Raw genomic sequence first — 20,148 nt, 5'->3', positions numbered from 1 at the left:
GCTCAATCGTTGAGTAAACAACACCCCGCTGCGTTGTTGATGAAACTGAACGTGCCCGATGCGATTGTTTCAATCGACGGAAAGGAATACCCGACGGGAATGGATGTGCTGAACTTCGACAGCATTGGCGTCGGTGAACATAAATTGGTTGTCAAACGCGATTTCTACGAAACCTATGAAACGGCATTGATTTTCGGAGCCGGAGAGAAAAAAGAAATCGACGTAATTTTGCGATTACTGCCGGTGGAAATTCCCGCCGGAGTGGATACTGCGTTTCTTATTATCCGGACCGATCCGCCTATGGCCAAGATCGAAACGAGTACAGGAAAATTTATAGGTTACACGCCGATCGAAGATTTTGCGTTTCCCGAAGGCAGCTATACCTTGTTGTTCACCAAAAAAGATTACGTGACGCGCAGGCGTGACGTCTCATTACGGAGCTTGCGCAATAATGTCATGGACATCCGGCTTGAGAAATTGCGCGGTGTGGTTTCGCTTGAAAATGTCACACCCAATAACGCGACGTTATTTATTTCCGGAAAACAACTCTCACGCTCACCACGATCCAACCGTTACAGCGTGGAAGTAGGGGAGCAGGTTTTAACCATTCGTGCCGATGGATATGAAAATATCGAAAAGAAAATTTTAGTTCAGTTTGAAGATACGGTTAGTTTAAGGGATACACTCAAACCGGTGTTTGGTTCGCTTTTAGTTCAGTCCAATCCAAGCGGCGCAGAAATATTCGTTGATGATGCGACGACGCCGATCGGACGCGCGCCGGTATATATTTCATCGCTCATTGCCAACACGCATGTTCTGCGCGGCAAGCTTGATGGCGAAGAGAAAAAACGTTCGGTGAAAGTTGCGGCCAACGATACTACGGAAGTGGCGGTAGTTTTTTCGAATCCTAACGGATTTATCGAATTCGTCACGACGCCGCCGGGTGCGGAAATTTATTTGAATACGGTCAAACGTAACGGTTCCAAAACGCCTTATAAACTCGAGATCAAACCGGGATTTCATAAAATCAGGTTGGTCCATCCTTCATTCAAAAAATTTTATGAAGTGAATGTGCGTGTGCGACCGGAAAGCACCAACCGTGTGAACTACGTTTTCGAGTAATGATAAATACTTAATCCAAACGGAAAATAAAAAACCCGCTCAGAAAGAAGCGGGTTTTTTTGTAAGCCTTTGGGAAAATTAGCTCACGTTTTTTGAAACGATCTTGGCAAGATCGAACATGGAAACTTGACCCTTACCTCCGAAAAGCGAGCGAAGTTTATCGTCCGCATTGATCATGCGTCTGTTCGTTTTATCCTGCAACCCGTTTTTCTTGATATAATCCCAGATCTTTTTGATCATTTCTGTTCTCGGTCTGGGTTGTGAACCGATAACCTCCGCCAGAGTGCTGCTGGGCGTCAGTTTCGCCATGAAAGCAGCGTTGGGCTTACGCGCTGATTTCTTCTTTGCCGGTTTTTTTGCAGCTTTTTTAACGGCCTTCTTAACGGCTTTCTTTTTGGCTGCCTTCTTGGCTGGTTTCTTCTTCTTTGCCATGGTTATTTTTCCCATTAGTTAGGTTTATGAAAAATGTATTCTTCCTATAGTATCATTCAAAAAAAGCGAATTTGCAATTAAAAAATTACAATGAAATGATTTTTTCCGTCTTGGCTTTGTCCTTCAATCTTTTCCAAGAAAACAGCATTGAACAATTTTTTTTTATCTTTGCCAAAGATATTGATTTTTGCTATGTTGAGTTTTACTCAAAACCACAAGTCTTCGCCTGTGGTATTTCAATAAAATCTGTGTAACTAATTCCGCAATTGGTTTGCGGGTAATGGAACATCCAACGGTTCTCACCACGACACACGATCGCACACACCCATGCAAGATCTTAAAATAGAAAAACTCGGACGATACCGCATTCTCGACGTTTTAGGTCAAGGCGCAATGGGAGTGGTGTATAAAGCATCGGACGACCGGATCAACCGGACTGTTGCGATCAAAACATTACAAATTCGCGCCGACATGACGGAGGCTCAGGTTAAAGAATTCCGCGAACGTTTTTTTCACGAAGCTCAGTTTGCCGGCCGTCTGTCGCATCCCAACGTCGTGACGATTTACGATGTTCAGGAAGAAGGCGACTTGTCGTACATCGCAATGGAATTTGTCGACGGCACAACGCTGGAAAAAATGCTCAGCGCGAAGACAAATCTTCCTCTCGATAAGATCATTGATATATTGCTGCAGGTATGTGAAGGTCTTACTTATGCACACCGGTTCGGCGTGATCCATCGTGACATCAAGCCCGGCAATATTATTGTTAGTCACGAGGGCTTGGCGAAAATCATGGATTTCGGCATTGCGAAAGTTACTACTTCCACGCGTACGGTGATCGGGACGATTCTCGGTACGCCCGGATACATGTCACCGGAACAGATTACCGGCAAGTCGGTTGATTATCGTAGCGATATTTTTTCAGTTGGTGCAGTGATGTACGAACTGTTCACCGGCGAAAAAGCTTTTACCGGTAAAAATATGACGGAGATTATGTACAAAGTGGTGAACGATAATCCGCCGGCGCCTGCAACTTTGAATTCCACTTTGCCGGCAATGTTAAGCAATATTGTAATGAAGGCGTTGAAAAAAAATGCCGACAAACGCTACGCATCGATCGAAGAACTGGCGCGTCATTTGAAAAACGTCAAAGAATTTCTGAATGGCAATGCCGTCGGTACGGAGTTGGCCTTTGCCGAAGACCGGACGGTGATTGCAATTTTGCGCCGGGAGACTGAAAAATTATTTGCTAACCGCATTTTCAATATGATCTCTTTTGCATGGGCTTGCGTAAGCACATTGCTTCTGATTCTGCTCATGTCGGGCGATCATCACGGCTTGTTTGACGCCGTTACGAGACTGGCGATGGGTCGAAAACCTCCGTCGTTGACAGTTAAATTAAATGTGCCGGACGCAGAAGTGGCCATTGACGGTCAGCCGGTCAATGTTCAAGGCGCCGTTGTCAGCGTCGAAAATCTGGATATTGGTGAACACGTTCTTTCCGTGCGACGCGAACATTATGAAGAATACGCCGCGCCGTTAGTGTTTGCTGCCGGAGAAGAAAAAAAGATTGATGTCTCGTTGCAACTCAAGGCGGTAGAGATTCCACCGAATGTCGACACGGCGTATTTCAGCATTCAATCCGTGCCGGAAATGGTGAAAGTGGAAACCAGTTATGGTAAATTTTTAGGTTATACGCCGATTGATAAATTGGCATTTCCGAGCGGGCGGTACACTTTGTTGTTCTCAAAACCGGATTTCTCGAATAAAAAACGTGACGTTGCTCTGTTGAAAAATAAAACCAGTTATGTCAATTTATCGCTCGAAAAACAACGTGGGCTGGTATCGGTCGATAAAGTTTTTCCGGGAACGGCGACATTATTAGCCGATGGAAAAAAACAAATCCGGACACGATCGGGAGCATACAGTCTTGAAGTGGGAGAACAAAATATCACCATTCATGCTGAAGGATATGAAGACCTCGACAAAACGATCGAAGTCAAATCGGATGAGATGCTTGAATTGGCCGATTCGCTCAAACCCACGTACGGCACGCTGCTGATCAAATCCAATCCGACCGGCGCGGAAATTTATCTTGACGATGACAGAACGATTTCCGGTACGACTCCGTTTTATCAGAATCACCTGCTGGCCAATGACCATACCGTCAAAGGTGTTTACCGCAACGAAAATAAATCACGCGCCGTGAAAGTTGAAAAAAACGATACCACGGAAGTGACGGTTGTTTTTTCCAATCCCAATGGATTTATCGAACTTGTCACGACGCCGCCAGGCGCGGAAGTGTATTTGAACACCGTTCGCGTCAAAGACTTGACCACGCCGAGCGTAATGGAAGTCAAACCCGGATTCCACAAATTACGATTGGCACATCCGCAATTCAAAAAATTCTACGAAGTAACGCTGCGTATAAGGGCATTAAACACGACGAAGATCGAATATCAATTTGAATGATAAAAAAATCATGCCCAAAAAAGCTTCTCCGAAAAAACTTCCGGCCCACTTTACCCAATTCGTTAAAACTTATCCTGATGTAGCCAAGGCTTACAACCTCCTTTCCAAGGCCAGCAAAGAAGCGGGGCCCCTGAACGTTAAAACAACGGCGTTAGTTAAATTAGGCATTGCCATCGGATTGAAACATGAGGGTGCGGTACATTCACATGTTCGCAAATCTCTCGAAGCCGGAGCAAAACCGGATGAAATCCGGCATGTGGCCATTCTGGCTCTGACTACGGTTGGTTTTCCGTCAATGATGGCCGCATTGAGTTGGGTAAATGATATATTGGAGAACAAGTAATTTGAAACGCCAATGGATTATTGCTTTCTTTATCGTGTTGAATAGTTGCAGGCCTGCCTCAACGGTGTTTCCTCCCGGATGGCAACGTACATTGACCGTCAGTAATTCAGCCCACGCGTTCAAAATTACTCTCGGGTGGAAACGAAGCGATACGGATTCGACGCGTGCGCTTTTTTATGTCGTACGCACCAACCCCTCAACGGATTTTCTTGATTACCGCGAAGGCGGAGTATTACGTGCGGGCATGTTGGACACCTTCGAATTGACGCCCGATCAATCAACGGATCTTTATGAATGGACACGGACAGAAATGTGGAAATCCGGCGATGGCAGTATGGCCTCGGAAGGATCCGGCGATCAATTTGTTATGAGGTTTGACGGAGATGAAAACGTTTCGTTCGTTGGTTTACCGTCTGAAAAAAATAATCGAAAATTTATTGAATGGGCATTACAGCATTTCGAAGATACATTTCAAAAACTTGATTTTGTACAAAGCAGTATTATTTTAACCGTTTCGGATCGTGTACATAACCGGATTGATTCCGTTCGATTTGTTCACCGTGAGAACAACGTTCAGGTGTTTGGCAATCGTTCGGCTAATGTAGATTGGACAGAGTATCTGGAATTGTGGAGAATTTTAGAAAATTATAAAGTTTGGTTATTGCCGAGTGATAGTTCATACGCGGTTTCGTATCCGGTCGAATATCATCTCAAAATCAGCCGTGATGGGCGTTCATACGAATTGAAAGTTTTTGCGCCATCCAAATTATCCGTTAAGCGTTATTACTACATCGTCAATGCCATTGAAACAGCCGGTGTTTTTCAGCCGGCATGGTAGCCTATGAACGCGTTGCTCCAATCGTATAGGCTGATTTGGAAACGTTCGTTTTGGACGAAAGCGTCCGTCGTTTTTCAACTCGCCGCAACCTTGCTTTTATTGACTCAGCCGCTATTCAATGAATTTGATTATGAATTCAATGAAATTTTATCGGTTATTTTAATCTTTACGTCGCCGGTCTGGGCTGCCGAATCGGCCAGAATTTTAGCCGAAATAAGCGTTGAAAAAAGGACGACGAATCTCTATATTTTTTCTATAATTATAGTCACAAGCATCCTCAATGCCGGATTGTCATTTTTGACGATTTTCGGCTATTCGTTTTTTGCCAATGGATGCGGCGGCACCCGAGGTTTATTTTGGTTCTTACTGTTGCCGCTTCCCGCCACAATTTTCGGATGCAGTTTGGGTTACGGCCTTAGCGGCTGGTTTCGTCGATTTCAAAAATCAAGCGTATACGTTGTTATCGTCGTTGCCATTGCGTATAATATTTGGATAGTTTTCAGCCGCGTTCCGATTTTTGTTTATTCCAATTTTTTCGGTTATTTTGCGGGACCGATTTATGACGAACTGATACCGATCGATTCAACGTTGGTGTGGTTTCGCATTGGCACAGTGCTGTGGGGATTGTTTCTCGGCTTTATTGGCGTTTATGGTTGGAATAAAAAGTCAGGACAAGATTTCGGCCGTTTATGGATGGTGCCTGGAATGATTGCCCTGTCAATTTTGGCAATTGAATTGAATCGTGAAGCCATCGGTTTTGATGTTTCGTATTCCAAGCTCGAAGCTGAATTGGCCGGTGAAATTCAGACGCAGCACGTTCGGTTGAAATTTGATCCCGGTATTGATTCGACGTCGATACGATTGCTTGCGGCGCAGTCGGAGTTTTTTTACAGACAAAATTACCGGGCATTGAATTTATCAGCCGACAGACTGGTAACGCTGTTTGTTTACCGTGATGCGCAGCAGAAAAAAAAACTCATGGGCGCCGGATCAACCAACTTCGCAAAAATCTGGCGCAATGAAATTCATGTCAATGCTGACGAAGCGGAAGCGGTGCTCCGGCATGAAATTGTGCACGTTCTTGCAGGCGCATTTGCAAATCGGTATTACAGTACGCGCCGCATCGGTTTTCTCGAAGGATTGGCTGTAGCGATTGAGTGGAACGAAAATTATTTCACGCCGCACGAGTGGTCGGCAGCTTTAAAACGATTAAATAAATTGCCTCCGGTTTTACCGATGATCGAGGGCGAAAATTTTTTTTGGACGGCTTCGGGCATGAGTTATATTATCAGCGGTTCATTTGTAAAATTTCTGATCGATACGTACGGCATTGAACGATTTAAGCATGCCTACAACGATTCCACGTTGGAAGAAGTGTATCGCAAAACCGGAGAAGCTTTGATCGGCGAGTGGTCGCAAAATTTGGATTCGATTGTTATAACAGAGCAGGATGTTCACTTTGCCGAACTTTTGATTCAACCGAGTTTATTTCAGCGACGTTGCCCGCATCGTGTTGCCGAAATAAGTGCACAGGCATTTGAAGCGTACGCCCGCAATGATTATGAAGAAGCCGGCCGATGGTTCGATCAGGCTTTGGCAATTGATCCGGATAATTATGGATTGCGAATGAGCCGCATACGGTGTTGGTATTATTCGCGCTATTTCGACGAAGCTTTGGAGGCGCTAAACTTATTGTTCGATTCAAAAAAAATGAATTACGCTGCGTCGGCTTCAGCAATGGTTTTGAAAGGCGATATGTTTTTACAACTCAGCCAGCCTGACTCCGCTTTGGCAATTTACACATCCGCACTAAAGAATTATGGCCATATCCGGAATATCTATATCAGCGCCCACTTACGATTAAGTTTTTTTAATAACCTTGAACAGGTGTCCGCATTGAAACAGTTGCTGGAAACTGAAAATCGTGGCGAACAGTTGAATATTCTGGAGCGTGTAATTATAGAAAACCCCAAACTGAAATTACCGGTATATTGGAAAGGCCGGGTTTGGCATAATCAAGGCAACTGGGGAAACGCCGTGGCAACTTTAGATACCATCAGTTTTAACGATCCTATATTTGAATTAGACAGGCTTCAACGACTCGGTGACAGTTCGATTCGTTTATTCAATGCGCAAAAAGCTATAACTTATTATGATCGCGCTCTGGTCGTTGCCAAACGACCGATGGATCGCGAAGCACTGGAACAAAAACGATCTTTTGCGTTGTGGTATATTTCTTCATGGAATTAATTTGAGGTGTTCATGCCAGTTTTTTTCTTGTTAATGATTCTGATGTTCTTTCCATTGACTCTTCAAAACAGCGGTGAAACGGAAAAGATGCCGGCTGAGAAACCGGTAACGTTTACATTTGCGGATGAGCAGACGGGATGGGCGGCGGGCTTGATCAAAACCGGCGGTGTTGTAAAAAATCCCGGCGACAGCAGTCTCACCAATGCAATCGGTAAACAAAATGTTTATAAAACTATGCTGCTGAAAACAACCGACGGCGGACAAAGCTGGTTTTTGCAGACCGTTTTGCAAAGCGCGGATGAGCGCATTGAAATTCGCGATCTGTTTGCGCTAGATGCGCGCCATTGCTGGGTTGTGGCCACGCGTGTTTTCGCCGACAAAACATTCATCCTGGCTACCACCGACGGACAGACGTGGAAGGCGATGAATTTTACCGAAGATATTACGCCGAAGCAAATATTTTTTACCGATGCATTGAACGGATGGATGATCGGGTCGGCGCTGGCTCAGGCTGATGAACTTTTCAGAACCAATGATGGCGGGAAAACATGGAAATCGTTTTCGACAGGTTTTCAGGGAACTTTTCATTCGCTACGGTTTTCTGGAAACAAGGGATATCTTCTCGCCAATCTTGTTTCTTCGCCAGAAAACCTGACGATTTTAAAAACGTCAGACGGAGGCGATATATGGATTTCGGCATTAGAGGCGAAAGCCGATGCAGGTTATAATTTGGTTGGTACGAATTTGCAGATGAGTCATGATACGGTTTATGTACTGGCAAAATCGATTAACGAAGACAGTGATGAGTATGGCAATTCGGTGCTGATCTATTCTTCCGACGGATTTGCCTCGTCAGAAACTCGCCGCGTAACGTATGAAAAAGACACTAAAATAAACGAAACACTGGTGGGAAATTTTTCAATACAGTCCGGGCAATTGATCGGTGTAGATTTGGTACCATCGGATTACTTTGCATCGGCAACGCAAGAATTCGCTTCCTATAATCTTATTACCTCGGATGATGAAGGAAAAACATGGACAAAAATCGCGGAATTTAATAAGGCGGTGTATCATTTTATGACGTTGTCGGCTTCCGTGGCTCTATGCAGCAGCGGTGACGGAGAAATTTTTTATTCCGCCAATAGCGGCCGAAATTGGACCTTATCATCGGTGAATTTTCGTAATTATTTTCTGAAACCGCCATCGGTGGCGTTACAAGCTCAAGCCGACGGCATGGAAAGTGATGCGCTCGCATATGGGGACGAATGGGACGAACTGGCGCGTGATACGACGTATTCCAGCCGTTGGGAAAGCGCAGATGATTCTTTGCTGGCGCTGAGTTTCAGCAATAATGTTGATGTGACCAAATACAAAGCGGACGTTTCTAAAAAATTTTCAGTCGGCATTGATACAGTTGCGTCGAGCATTATTGTATTTGATAAACGTATTCGTCGTGGCGCCAAACACGGCATCTGGGATTTGCTCAAGGAAGAGGCTCGTACCGGCGAAATCAAAATCCGGAAGTACAAGACATTACGATTTGCAGGTGAGGTTCATGCCGTTGACGGCAAACGACCGGTAAAATTTAGCTGGAGCAGCAGTATCAACGGCGAACTGAGCGATCAGTTGAGTTTCACAACCCAACCGCGGCAGTTATTTCCCGGTACGCATTTCATTTTTTTCAAAGCTATGGATGAGAACGGGCAGTGGTCTAATCCCGTCGTGGTTAAAGTCGTGGTTGAAGATTTCCCTAAATATAAATTTCCTTTTCAGGGAGCGTGGACGGCGGGTGGTGGTGGCAGTTATTACAATAAAGGCTGGCACATCCGAGGCATTCGTTATGCACTGGATCTGAACAATACCGAATCGAACGAAGGCAGTGACGGTGACTACGGTCTTCCGGTTCGTGCGTCGACGGATGGCGTTGTCGCGTTTGCCGGCTACATGCGGGGCTACGGGCGGACCGTGAAAATTGATTATATGTACGGCGGTCATAAGTATACAACATTGGTTTCACACTTAGCCACCATTTCCGTCGATATCGGTGAAACGGTCAAACAAGGACAAGAACTCGGAACGTGCGGTACAACTGGACGTTCGAGCGCGCCGCATGTGCATTGGGAATTGCGTGTCGATGATATTTGTCAAGCACCGGAACCGGTATTTGAGAACGACTCTACAGCCATACAGACGGTGTATAACGGCGGAACATTCAATTCAGATAATTATTATCAGCCGCCGTATATCGTTGTTGTCGATGAGCCGCAGATACCCAACACATGGTTTGAAAGGCGCGGTTATTATCACAGTTACCGTTGGGTAAATGTGACTAAATCGCTTAAAACCGTCGAAGTGAAATGGAAACCAAAATTACCGCGATCCGGCGATTATAAAGTGCAGGTGCACATTCCGAAAAAATATGCAACCGCAATGGCAACGTATGAAGTTCATAATAAAAACGGTGTTCAGTCCGTTAAAGTAAATCAAAATAAATTTACCGATGAATGGGTGACGCTGGGTACGTATGCTTTTGACGCTGACGACGACGTCTATGTGTATACCAGCAATGCTACCGGGCAAAGCAAAGGGACGATCGCTTTTGACGCAGTGCGTTTTATCGGACAATGGGAAAAAGAACAAGTAGGTTTAACAAAATAAAAGGAAGGTGATTCGAGTGAAATTACCCTCGCTCAAGTCCAAAACGGTCATGACGGCTGTTGCGTTGATGATGACGGCTTTTACCGGAGGATGGCTTGCCCAAACGTCGTTAGGCGGCGATTATTATTATGAAGTCAAGCGCGGATTGCGATTATTCGGCGACGTGTATAAAAACATAACGGAAAAATATGTGGATGAAATTACGCCGCATGATTTTATCCGTTCCGGTATTGACGGGTTGTTGTCGAAACTCGACCCTTATACTGTGTATTACGAAGGCGATGAAAGCAGCGATCTCGATGCACTGATGATGGGTAAATACGGCGGCATTGGTTTATCGATCGGTATCAAAAACGGTTACATTACCGTGATTTCAGCATCGGACGGTTCGCCCGGGCAACGCGCGGGTATTTTGCCCGGAGACCGAATCATCGCGGTGGACGAGCTTTCGACGAAAGACTGGAAATACCAGGAAATGTCCAATTACGTCAAAGGAGAGCCGGGTTCGAAAATTAAACTCACGATCATGCGTGAAGGCGAATCGGCGTCTATCGAATTTGAACTGATCCGCGAAATGATTGCCGTTGAAAATATTGCCTATGCCAGTGTATCGCAGGAACAAATCGGTTATATCAAATTGACCAAATTCTCGAAAACAGCAGACGTTGATATGGCGCAGGCTTTGAAGGAATTGAAACGGCAGGGAATGAAAGGATTGATTATTGATCTTCGCGGCAATCCCGGGGGTTTACTGGATGCGGCGATTGACATTACCAATCAATTTGTAAAAAAAGGGGAGACGATTACTTTTACCAAAGGCCGCTCGTCAGACGCGAATCGCTATTATACCGCTTCCAACGATCCCATGCTTCCGGATATTCCTCTGGCCATTTTGGTGGATGGCGGAACGGCGAGCGCGGCTGAGATCGTTGCCGGCGCTTTGCAAGATCTGGATCGCGCCGTGATCATCGGGTCGACTACTTTTGGCAAAGGATTGGTTCAGACATTGTATCCACTATCTGAAAAAAATGCCGTTATGAAAATTACGACGGCTAAATATTTTACACCGAGCGGACGCTGCATTCAAAAAGAAGATTATTCGGCCAAATATCACCGTTCACAATCAGTTGTACGTGATGAAGAGGTTTACGATACGTTTGGTGTCGATGAAGTCATTGAAGACTCTTTGCGCGAAGATGAAAAACCTGTATTACCGTATAAGACCAAAACCGGTCGACCCGTATTTGCCTATGGAGGCATTACACCGGACGTAGCGATTCCGTCGCGTGAATTCACTACATTTTTTACGGAAATTTTGAAAAAAGGAATCATCTTTGATTTTGCGACCCATTTTGTTGCGCAGCACAAAAAGATCGATTCGACATTCACGGCCGATGCAATATTGATGGAAGATTTCCGGCAGTATCTTACAATGAAGAAATTTTCATATGTTCCGGCTGTAGAAAAGGCGCTGAACAATCTGGTGGACATTTCTAAAAAAAGCGATTACGATGAGGCCTTTCTGACGAAACTGGACGATCTTGGGCAATCCGTGAAGCAAGTCAAAAATAAAGATTTTGATATGAATTACGATTTGATCAAACGCGGATTGGAATTGGAAATTATTTCGCGTTATTACGGTCATAAAGCAAGCGCGATGGCGGCGAGCCGGTACGATCATCAATACCAGGAAGCTGTAAAAATTCTTCGCGACGCGGACGGATACAAAAAAATATTGACTAAACGGTAACGGTTCCATTGGACTTTTTTTTTCTGATCTACATTGGCATCGGTTTTCTGGCCGGGTTTCTCGGATCGCTGGTTGGGCTTGGGGGCGGCATTATTGTCGTACCGGCGCTAACCATCGTATTAAATATGGATATCAAAAACGCCATCGGAGCCAGCTTGGTTTCCTTGATTTCAACATCGGTAATGACCGTATCGGTTCTCGCTAAAAATAATTTAGTGCATTTCCAATTAGGACTGTTATTGGTATCCACAACGATTTTAGGCTCGTTTCTAGGCAGTTATACAGCCGTTTTTCTCAACACCAAGATTTTGCTGATCATTTTTGCGTCGTTTATGCTGGTGGCGGCATACATGCTTTTACGGAAAAAGAAAATTTCTGAAGGCAACCTGATGGATTCCATTCCATCAACCAACGGCGTATTGGATTTATATGGCGAAATAGAAAAGGAATCCGGGATAAAATATTTTAAAATTAAACGGGTGCGCCTAGGTATCGGGTTGTCGGCGATAGCTGGTTGGCTTTCCGGTATGCTGGGCGTTGGTGGCGGTATCGTACAGGTTCCGATGATGAACCTGATTTGCGGAGTACCGATAAAAATTGCCGCAGCGACGAGTAGTTTTATGATCGGTTTTACCGGTTTGGCTGGAGCTCTGGTGTACGCTTTATTTGGAAAAATTGATTGGTACCTCAGCGCTTCACTGGTCTTAGGTACGCTGCTGGGTTCCCATGCCGGATCTAAAGCCGCTGTCAGACTCAAATCCAGTGTTATCACCAAAGTTTTGGTTGCTGTTTTGATCGTATCGGCTGTCCGGTTAATTCTTAAATCGGAGGAGTAAATGTGACTGAGTTCAGCCACATCTATGCACGTTTGATGCAGTACGGTTCGTTAAGTACCGTCATATTTTTCATCATTAGTTTATTCTTACCTGTTTTGGGAATTGTGAAGAATGATGAACAATTGTTTTTTCAGTTGGGTGGATTGGTACTGTTTCTTACTCCATTGACGGGCCTATTATTTTTAATTGCTCGGTTGTTTCAACAAGGTAAATTATTTATGGCGTGGTGGGCTATCGGGTTAATTGTGTTGTTGTTTGGCGGAACCTGGCTGCTGCACATAGTTCATTAGTAACCGTTATCGGAAAGGGATTTTATGAAACGTTTTTCGTGGATTGTTCTGGTATTGATGGTGGCAGGAGTTTCATCGTGCGGCAATTTCAGTAAAACTGTCATTTATAATGAAGGCACTTACGGCTCGCTCGAACATCAGCGTAATGTGAAAGTCAAATTTACTAATGGCGTTATTAAACATTTTTATAAACTGAATGTAGTACGGACGGATGAACAATTTATTTATGCACAGTGCTGGGAATCCCAAAAAAGCGAACCCATCGATTACAAATTCGATAAATCGGAAGTGATTATCGAAAGTGAGCATTTCAGCGGTTCGAGCGCCGGTACGTATCTGCTATATCTGGGCTTGTCGGTAGGCGTTTTCGTGTTGATCGATTTAATTTTCTATAACTAACATGTCAGTTGAAATTCAAACGGAAAAATCCGTTGCCTTCGAGCAAACATGCTGCCTGATTTGCGATGAAAAGATCAGTGAAACAAAATTTTCTTATCGCGATGAATACGGAAGTTACTCGGTTGTACAATGCCAAACGTGCGGGTTTTATTTTCTGAATCCTCGTCCGAGTCAGCAATCGATCGGTGTGTATTATGCCGCCGACACCTATACGCCGTTTCTCAGTTCGAACAGTCATGACGATATATTCGCAAAATTATATCGGACTGTACGTCAATACTCCGTTGGATGGAAAAGAAATAAGATTGAAAATTACTTTCGAAAAGGATCGATTCTCGATTTAGGATGCGGCACGGGTGAATTTCTCAGCGAAATGAAACGATACGATTGGCGGGTAGCCGGTATTGAACCTTCGGCCGAAGCTGCGGCATTTGCTCGCAAAAAGTTGCAACTGAATGTAACCACGGGCACAATTGATACAGAGATCGCTCAAGATCAGACGTTTGACGTGATTACGATGTGGCATGTATTGGAGCATGTGCACGACGCGAAACGAGCCTTGCAAAATATTTCAGTTAAGTTAAAACCCGAAGGAATTTTAGTTATCGCCGTACCGAATATTAGCAGTTTTGATGCATCGATTTATGGCTGCGACTGGATAGCGCTCGATCCGCCCCGGCATTTATATCATTTTACTCCGCAGTCGATGACGACATTGCTGCAGCGTTCCGGGTTTTCAGTGATGGCAACGAAACAAATTCCTCTCGATACAATTTTTAATTGTTTAATGAGTGAAATTAAAATCATCCGGAAGCGTTTATGGATCATAGCTCCATTCTTGTGCCTACGAACGGCCTTCGTTTGTTTGTGGTCGCTTATTTACGGATCGACAGGAAAAAAGAGTTCAACCGTTTTATTCATCGTTAAAAAAGTTCAACATGTCTAAAATCAAAATTTTACCCGAACATATTGCCAATAAAATTGCCGCAGGGGAAGTGGTCGAGCGTCCGGCATCCGTCGTCAAAGAATTGATTGAAAATTCCATCGATGCCGGAGCGGATGAAATTGTAATTACCATCAAGGGAGGCGGTAAAAATCTCATTCAGATCATAGACAATGGATCGGGAATGACACAGGAAGATGCGCTGTTGTGCGTTGAACGCCATGCGACCAGTAAAATCGCCGTCTGGGAAGATTTGGAACACGTCAAAAGTTTTGGTTTTCGCGGTGAAGCGCTTGCCAGTATTTGCTCGGTTGCCGACGTCGATATTAAAACCCGTATTAAAGAATCCGATGTAGCGACATTGCTGAAAATTCATGCAGGAAAAATTTCTGAAGTTACGCAGGAAGCCGGACTAACCGGAACGACTATTACGGTTAAAAATTTATTTTACAATGTTCCTGCGCGTCGCAACTTTCTCAAAACAAACAATACCGAATTTCGGCATATTGCCGGCGTGATGAAAAAGTTTGCCATTGCGTATCCCCGGATTGAATTTACGCTCATTCATGAAGATGAAAAAATTTTTCAGCTTAAAAAATCCGATCTTCCTGCGCGTCTCGAAAAGGTTATCGGCAAAGACGTGATGTCGTACACATTGCCGGTTGACAAAAATCAATTCGGAGCCTACATCAAAGGCTATATTAGTAAGCCCAGTTTTTCTTACAAAACGCACGGCGAACAATTTTTGTTTTTAAACGGCCGGCCTATTACCAATCGTACAGCCAGTTATGCTGTTTTCTCAGCTTATGGACATTCGATTCCTAAAGGCGACAAGCCGTTTTTCATTTTATTCCTGGAATGGAATTCTGAAGAATTTGACGTCAATGTGCATCCGACGAAAGCGGAGGTTAAATTCAAAGATGAACAATTATTATATCGTATTGTTTTTCATGCAGTGCAAGATTCCATGGTGACGGACGCGTTGATACCAACGATGGACAATCAGGCTTCAGCCGAAACCGCGACATTGCATTTCAACGATCAATCGGTATTACCGCTTGAAACGCAACGGCATGTGACTCAATTCGGCCAAACAGTTTCGGCGCAAGAAACCACGCGCACAGGGCAAGAGGAAAGCGTTGCACAATTTTTTACGCCTGACGAACAGAAAACTCAGGTTCAAAGGCAATTGGTTCAGCGGCAGCCGGTCAATCCGAGTACGCTGGTGTGGCAACTGCATAACCGGTATATCGTATCGCAAATTAAAAGCGGAATTGCCATTATCGATCAGCATGTGGCTCATGAGCGGATTCTGTATGAACGTGCATTGGACGCGTTTGATCATAATCCGATTTTTTCGCAGCAATTACTTTTTCCACAAACGATCGAATTTACGCCTGAAGATTTTGGCATTGTCGAACACATTTTGCCACTCATGGAGAAGCTGGGATTTGTTGTCAAGGCATTCGGCAAACGTACGATCGTCGTCGAGGCGGTCCCGGCCGACGTCAGGCTTGGCAACGAGCAGAAGATATTGCTCGATATGATCCAGCATTATAAAGAAAATGAAAATCACGATCTTGATCCTCGTGATAGTTTAGCTAAATCTTTTTCTTGTAAAACGGCCATCAAGTCGGGCGATCCGTTGACTGTCGACGAAATGAATGGCCTGATCGATCAGTTATTTGCATGTAAATTTCCGTATGTTTGCCCACATGGCCGGCCGATCATCATTCAATTGACCCTGGATGAGTTGGATCGTCGTTTTATGAGAATTACCTGACGTATGAAAATTCTTGTTCTGGTCGGCCCTACGGCCGTCGGGAAAACGTTCATCTCCATTGCGATTGCCGAGGCATTAAATGCGGAAATCATTTCCGCAGATTCACGCCAGATTTATCGCTTCATGGATATTGCGACGGCAAAACCTTCGCTCGATTACCGCGAAAAGATACCGCACCATTTTATCGATATTGTCGATCCTGATGAAACTTATAATGCAGGTCAATTCGGTTTGGAGGGGCGGAAACACATCGACGATATTACGGCGCGCGATAAAAACGTTTTGGTTGTGGGCGGCTCAGGGTTATATATTCGTTCTCTGACGGAAGGTTTTTTTGCCGGAGAAATCAGCGACCCTGTCATTCGCGAAAACATTCGTGAAAAAATTGTTGAATTGGGTGCGTCGGCTTTGCATGCACAATTAGCCGATATCGATCCGGAAAGCGCAAAAAAAATCAGCCCGAACGATGCCAAACGTATTGAACGGGCATTAGAAGTTTTCGAAATTACCGGTAAACCTATTTCGGAATTACATAAAGCGCCAAAACCGAAATTTTCTTTTGAGTCCGTTTTTTACGGTCTGAACTGTGATCGCGATGAATTGTATCGCCGCATTGAAGCGCGTATCGACCGGATGTTGGAAGAGGGAGTGATTGAGGAAACTCAAAGACTAATTAACAAAGGCTATTCACAGAACTTGGTGTCGATGGAAAGTCTCGGTTATCGGGAGATCAGTGCGTATTTAAACGGTTCAATTTCAAAAGATGAAATGATCCGCCAGTTTAAACAAGGATCGCGAAACTACGCCAAACGTCAACTGACGTGGTTTCGAAAAGATCAGCGTATTCGTTGGTTTGATGTCACAGATCCGAATGTATTACCGAAAACGGCGCATGAAATTGTGGAAGATTTTAAAAAATATCTTTAAGTTATTGTTGTAAACAGCATCGTATCTTATTAACTTATTTCAGGATTTGAAAAATCGACCCGACATTATGGATCAAGAGCGAATTAAGAAAAAACTAAGCCGAATTCAGTGGCTCGAAGACGTCAAGAAAAAGGTTTTGTTGGTTGACGACGAAATACGCATTGCCCAGGAAGTCAAAGCTTTACTGGAAGATGACGATTATACCGTTCAGATAGCGACCAATGGCAACGAAGCTACACAAATGATTCATGAATACCAGCCTGACCTGATCATGTCTGAAATCGCCATCCGGCATATCAATGGTTTTGAATTGTGTCGTACCGTCAAAGAAGATCCGAACACCAAGCATATTCCAGTTATTCTCATTACCGGTCTTACGCGCCCCAACGATAAAATCAAAGGTATCGAAGCGGGAGCCACCGATTTTATCGGAAAACCGTTTGACCAGCTTGAATTAAAAACGCGCGTTCGATCGGCGTTCCGCATCAAGAGTTTGCATTCCCGATTGGAAAATATCGATGAAGTGATCGTAGCGTTCTCACGAGCCGTCGAAGCCCGCGATCCTTACACACGCGGTCATTCGGAGCGAGTTGGCATGTACGCGATCAAGCTGGCTATTGCGCTTGGAATGGATGTACGTTATCGTGAATTTCTTTTTCGGGGGGCCATTCTTCACGATATTGGCAAAATCGGCGTACGCGATTCCGTTTTGCTGAAGGCGGGAAAATTGACCGATGAAGAATTCGATGAAATCAAAAAACATCCTGAAATCGGATTGAAAATTTGCGGGCCATTAAAAACTAGCCGTTCGTTGCTTAATATCATCGCGTATCATCACGAACGTATGGATGGCACAGGATATCCGTTTGGGCTGATGGGTAATGAAATTCCAATCGAAGCGCGTATTATTGCAATTGCCGATACGTTTGATGCGCTAACCAGTACGCGACCGTATCGTAAAGCGCTATCGGTCAGCGATGCCTGCCGGATATTGAACGAAGGTAATGAGACGCATTTTGATGAAGATTTTTTACCCGTATTTGTTGAAGTAGCGATGCGCGGAGAAATGGACGAAGTTCTCGAAACGGCGCGCGGCCAGGAGTTGGCTCCCGTGAAAGCTACGCAGGAGATTCCCTCCGAGATTATCAATGGGCTCGATTTTTTTGATGCCAATTTTATCGGATAGCCGTGCCATTACAGTAGTCTGCTGAAGTTTTTTCTCGAAAGGTCACAATACCATGAAAGCAATGGTTATTCCACATGTGACCGACCTACAGCAAAATTCCCATCCTTTACATTTAGTCGAGATGCCAACGCCCAATCCCGGATATGGCGAGGTACTGATTCGTGTATCTGCATGCGGGATCTGTCACACCGAGTTAGACGAAATCGAAGGGCGGACTCCGCCTTCTTTCTTTCCGATGATTCCCGGGCATCAGGTGATTGGTAGAATTGAGGCGATTGGCGCCGATGTGAATAATTTTACAGTTGGGGAGCGCGTTGGGGTTGCGTGGATATTTTCATCGTGTGGCCAATGTGAGTTTTGTAAAAATGGCAAAGAGAACTTATGCCGTCAATTCAGAGCGACAGGCCGGGATGTGTATGGCGGATACGCGGAATGGATGACTGCGCCTGCATCGTCGGTCTTTTCCATTCCTGATTTTTTCAACGATACCGAAGCAGCGCCGCTTTTATGCGCGGGCGCGATCGGATTCCGTTCGCTCAGACTGACTGAAATTCATAACGGTCAGAATCTTGGCCTCATGGGTTTTGGTGCGTCGGCGCATCTGGTCATTCAAATGGTGCGATTTAAATTTCCAGATACATCTGTTTTCGTGTTTGCGCGAAGCGAAAAAGAACGGACATTTGCGAGGGAATTGGGCGCTTCGTGGGCCGGTGCCATCAATGATCAGGCACCGGTCGCATTGCATGCGATCATAGATTCCACGCCTGCATGGCAGCCGGTAGTGGAAGCAATGAAGAATCTCAATTCTGGCGGACGTCTGATCATTAATGCCATTCGGAAGGAGAACTATGACCAAAATAAACTTTTGTCGTTGAATTATCCCGAGCATCTTTGGATGGAAAAAGAAATCAAAAGCGTTGCCAATGTAACACGTAGGGATGTAGCGGAGTATCTGGAGCTCGCGGCATCTATGAAAGCGAAACCTGAAATCAATCTTTATTCGCTGACCGATGCCAATCGTGCATTGATCGAAATGAAAAAAGGAGAAATCCGTGGAGCAAAAGTATTAGTTGTTGAATAAAAAAAGCCGGCTGAATCTTAATTCAACCGGCTTTAAATTCTTATTCGTAGTAACGGTCAATTATTTCAAAACAGTTTCTTCAACTTCCATCGTATCTAAATAAACTTTTTCAATCACAATATTTTCGAGGGGGCGGTCGCGGGCATCTTTGGCAACGGCGGCGATTTGATCGATGACATCTAAACCCATTACGGTTTCACCGAAAACCGTGTAGTCGTTATCAAGAAAAGGTGAGCCGCCTAAAGCTGTGTAAATATCGATCTGATCCTGGGTCAATGTAAAATTGGGTTTTTGTTCGCGCATGCGCATTTCCAGTCGTTTCAATTGATCCAACGTCATCGGCCCGTTTTGTACGATATAAAATTGACAGCCGCTTGAAGCTTTGGTCGGATTGACTTGATCGCTTTGCCTTGCAGCGGCCAGAGCGCCGCGTTTATGATAATGTTTAATCTCGGCAGGAATAGTATAGCCGGTGCCGCCCATACCGTCATTCATAGGATCGTTGTCTTTAGAATTCGGATCTCCACCTTGAATCATAAAATTTTGAATCACACGGTGAAAAGTCGTTCCATTATAAAAACCGGATTGAATGAGCTTTTTGAAATTTGCAACGTGTTTCGGCGCATCTTGTTCATACAAAGAGAGAACGATTTTACCGAATTTCGTTTCGATTACCGCAACTTCTTTGGTGGATTTAACTTTGACGATTTGTTTTTTGGGAACATCTTGTTTCAAATCGTCAGCTTTTTTTTCCTGAGAACAACCATTCATGCTGCTCAAAACGAAAAGGCATGAAATGCTCATCCATATGAATGAAACGCGAAAAATTGACTTGAAC

General features: G+C 44.5%; 17 protein-coding genes. 15 read left to right on the top strand and 2 right to left on the bottom strand.

Going from position 1 to position 20,148, the window contains the following annotated elements; all coding sequences use genetic code 11:
• Positions 1-1,122: PEGA domain-containing protein (locus tag K1X84_10700; protein ID MBX7152101.1), on the top strand; the 1,122-nt coding region annotated here is incomplete at its 5' end.
• Positions 1,123-1,200: 78 nt separating this feature from the next.
• On the opposite strand, the gene K1X84_10695 is transcribed toward K1X84_10700, so the two are convergent.
• Positions 1,201-1,554, bottom strand: coding sequence for an SWIB/MDM2 domain-containing protein (locus tag K1X84_10695; GenBank protein ID MBX7152100.1), 354 nt, complete (start codon positions 1,552-1,554; stop codon positions 1,201-1,203).
• 327 nt (positions 1,555-1,881) lie between these two features.
• Between K1X84_10695 and K1X84_10690 the strand changes: the two genes are divergently transcribed.
• The 14 genes from K1X84_10690 to K1X84_10625 are packed head-to-tail and all read left to right on the top strand — an operon-like array spanning position 1,882 to position 19,310.
• A complete protein-coding gene (locus K1X84_10690; protein MBX7152099.1) occupies positions 1,882-4,026 on the top strand; it encodes a protein kinase in 2,145 nt (714 codons plus the stop codon).
• 10 nt (positions 4,027-4,036) lie between these two features.
• Positions 4,037-4,369 carry a carboxymuconolactone decarboxylase family protein gene (locus tag K1X84_10685; GenBank protein MBX7152098.1) on the top strand — a complete coding sequence of 111 codons (333 nt, stop codon included), beginning with the start codon at positions 4,037-4,039 and terminating at the stop codon, positions 4,367-4,369.
• A gap of 1 nt (position 4,370) precedes the next feature.
• Complete coding sequence (locus tag K1X84_10680; protein MBX7152097.1) at positions 4,371-5,207, top strand: hypothetical protein; 837 nt, start codon at positions 4,371-4,373, stop codon at positions 5,205-5,207.
• Between the two features lie 3 nt (positions 5,208-5,210).
• Complete coding sequence (locus K1X84_10675; GenBank protein MBX7152096.1) at positions 5,211-7,457, top strand: hypothetical protein; 2,247 nt, start codon at positions 5,211-5,213, stop codon at positions 7,455-7,457.
• A gap of 12 nt (positions 7,458-7,469) precedes the next feature.
• On the top strand, positions 7,470-10,115 hold the full coding sequence (locus tag K1X84_10670) for a peptidoglycan DD-metalloendopeptidase family protein (protein MBX7152095.1): 2,646 nt from the start codon (positions 7,470-7,472) through the stop codon (positions 10,113-10,115).
• 16 nt (positions 10,116-10,131) lie between these two features.
• Positions 10,132-11,865, top strand: a complete 1,734-nt coding sequence (locus K1X84_10665) for a S41 family peptidase (protein ID MBX7152094.1) — start codon at positions 10,132-10,134, stop codon at positions 11,863-11,865.
• 8 nt (positions 11,866-11,873) lie between these two features.
• Entirely contained in the window at positions 11,874-12,701 is an 828-nt protein-coding gene (locus K1X84_10660) for a sulfite exporter TauE/SafE family protein (protein MBX7152093.1), read from the top strand.
• Between the two features lie 2 nt (positions 12,702-12,703).
• On the top strand, positions 12,704-12,991 hold the full coding sequence (locus K1X84_10655) for a hypothetical protein (GenBank protein MBX7152092.1): 288 nt from the start codon (positions 12,704-12,706) through the stop codon (positions 12,989-12,991).
• Between the two features lie 24 nt (positions 12,992-13,015).
• Positions 13,016-13,390 carry a hypothetical protein gene (locus K1X84_10650; GenBank protein ID MBX7152091.1) on the top strand — a complete coding sequence of 125 codons (375 nt, stop codon included), beginning with the start codon at positions 13,016-13,018 and terminating at the stop codon, positions 13,388-13,390.
• A gap of 1 nt (position 13,391) precedes the next feature.
• The gene (locus tag K1X84_10645; GenBank protein MBX7152090.1) at positions 13,392-14,336 is read left to right on the top strand and encodes a class I SAM-dependent methyltransferase; all 945 of its coding nucleotides are present in this window, start codon (positions 13,392-13,394) and stop codon (positions 14,334-14,336) included.
• The gene (gene mutL / locus K1X84_10640) at positions 14,329-16,116 is read left to right on the top strand and encodes a DNA mismatch repair endonuclease MutL (GenBank protein ID MBX7152089.1); all 1,788 of its coding nucleotides are present in this window, start codon (positions 14,329-14,331) and stop codon (positions 16,114-16,116) included. Before K1X84_10645 ends, mutL begins: the two co-directional genes overlap by 8 nt.
• 3 nt (positions 16,117-16,119) lie before the next feature.
• Entirely contained in the window at positions 16,120-17,043 is a 924-nt protein-coding gene (miaA, locus tag K1X84_10635) for a tRNA (adenosine(37)-N6)-dimethylallyltransferase MiaA (GenBank protein ID MBX7152088.1), read from the top strand.
• Positions 17,044-17,089: 46 nt separating this feature from the next.
• Positions 17,090-18,229: a response regulator gene (locus K1X84_10630; protein ID MBX7152087.1), complete on the top strand. Its 1,140-nt coding sequence runs from the start codon at positions 17,090-17,092 to the stop codon at positions 18,227-18,229.
• A gap of 52 nt (positions 18,230-18,281) precedes the next feature.
• The gene (locus tag K1X84_10625; GenBank protein MBX7152086.1) at positions 18,282-19,310 is read left to right on the top strand and encodes a zinc-dependent alcohol dehydrogenase family protein; all 1,029 of its coding nucleotides are present in this window, start codon (positions 18,282-18,284) and stop codon (positions 19,308-19,310) included.
• A 60-nt stretch (positions 19,311-19,370) separates the two neighbouring features.
• Here K1X84_10625 and K1X84_10620 read toward each other — a convergent pair whose 3' ends face one another.
• Complete coding sequence (locus tag K1X84_10620; protein ID MBX7152085.1) at positions 19,371-20,081, bottom strand: peptidylprolyl isomerase; 711 nt, start codon at positions 20,079-20,081, stop codon at positions 19,371-19,373.
• Positions 20,082-20,148: the final 67 nt, after the last annotated feature.

This window comes from bacterium, from assembly GCA_019695335.1.
Lineage (GTDB): Bacteria > CLD3 > CLD3 > SB21 > SB21 > JABWBZ01.
The sequence above is the reverse complement of the archived record's forward strand: the minus strand, read 5'-3'. Positions and strand labels throughout refer to the sequence as shown.

Excerpts from the sequence above, each read along its gene's own strand:
- K1X84_10645 (MBX7152090.1), top strand. The coding sequence starts at position 13,392 with ATGTCAGTTGAAATTCAAACGGAAAAATCCGTTGCCTTCGAGCAAACA.
- K1X84_10650 (MBX7152091.1), top strand. The coding sequence starts at position 13,016 with ATGAAACGTTTTTCGTGGATTGTTCTGGTATTGATGGTGGCAGGAGTT.
- K1X84_10620 (MBX7152085.1), bottom strand. The coding sequence starts at position 20,081 with ATGAATGGTTGTTCTCAGGAAAAAAAAGCTGACGATTTGAAACAAGAT.
- K1X84_10670 (MBX7152095.1), top strand. The coding sequence starts at position 7,470 with ATGCCAGTTTTTTTCTTGTTAATGATTCTGATGTTCTTTCCATTGACT.
- K1X84_10690 (MBX7152099.1), top strand. The coding sequence starts at position 1,882 with ATGCAAGATCTTAAAATAGAAAAACTCGGACGATACCGCATTCTCGAC.
- K1X84_10685 (MBX7152098.1), top strand. The coding sequence starts at position 4,037 with ATGCCCAAAAAAGCTTCTCCGAAAAAACTTCCGGCCCACTTTACCCAA.
- K1X84_10695 (MBX7152100.1), bottom strand. The coding sequence starts at position 1,554 with ATGGCAAAGAAGAAGAAACCAGCCAAGAAGGCAGCCAAAAAGAAAGCC.
- K1X84_10675 (MBX7152096.1), top strand. The coding sequence starts at position 5,211 with ATGAACGCGTTGCTCCAATCGTATAGGCTGATTTGGAAACGTTCGTTT.
- miaA (MBX7152088.1), top strand. The coding sequence starts at position 16,120 with ATGAAAATTCTTGTTCTGGTCGGCCCTACGGCCGTCGGGAAAACGTTC.
- mutL (MBX7152089.1), top strand. The coding sequence starts at position 14,329 with ATGTCTAAAATCAAAATTTTACCCGAACATATTGCCAATAAAATTGCC.
- K1X84_10625 (MBX7152086.1), top strand. The coding sequence starts at position 18,282 with ATGAAAGCAATGGTTATTCCACATGTGACCGACCTACAGCAAAATTCC.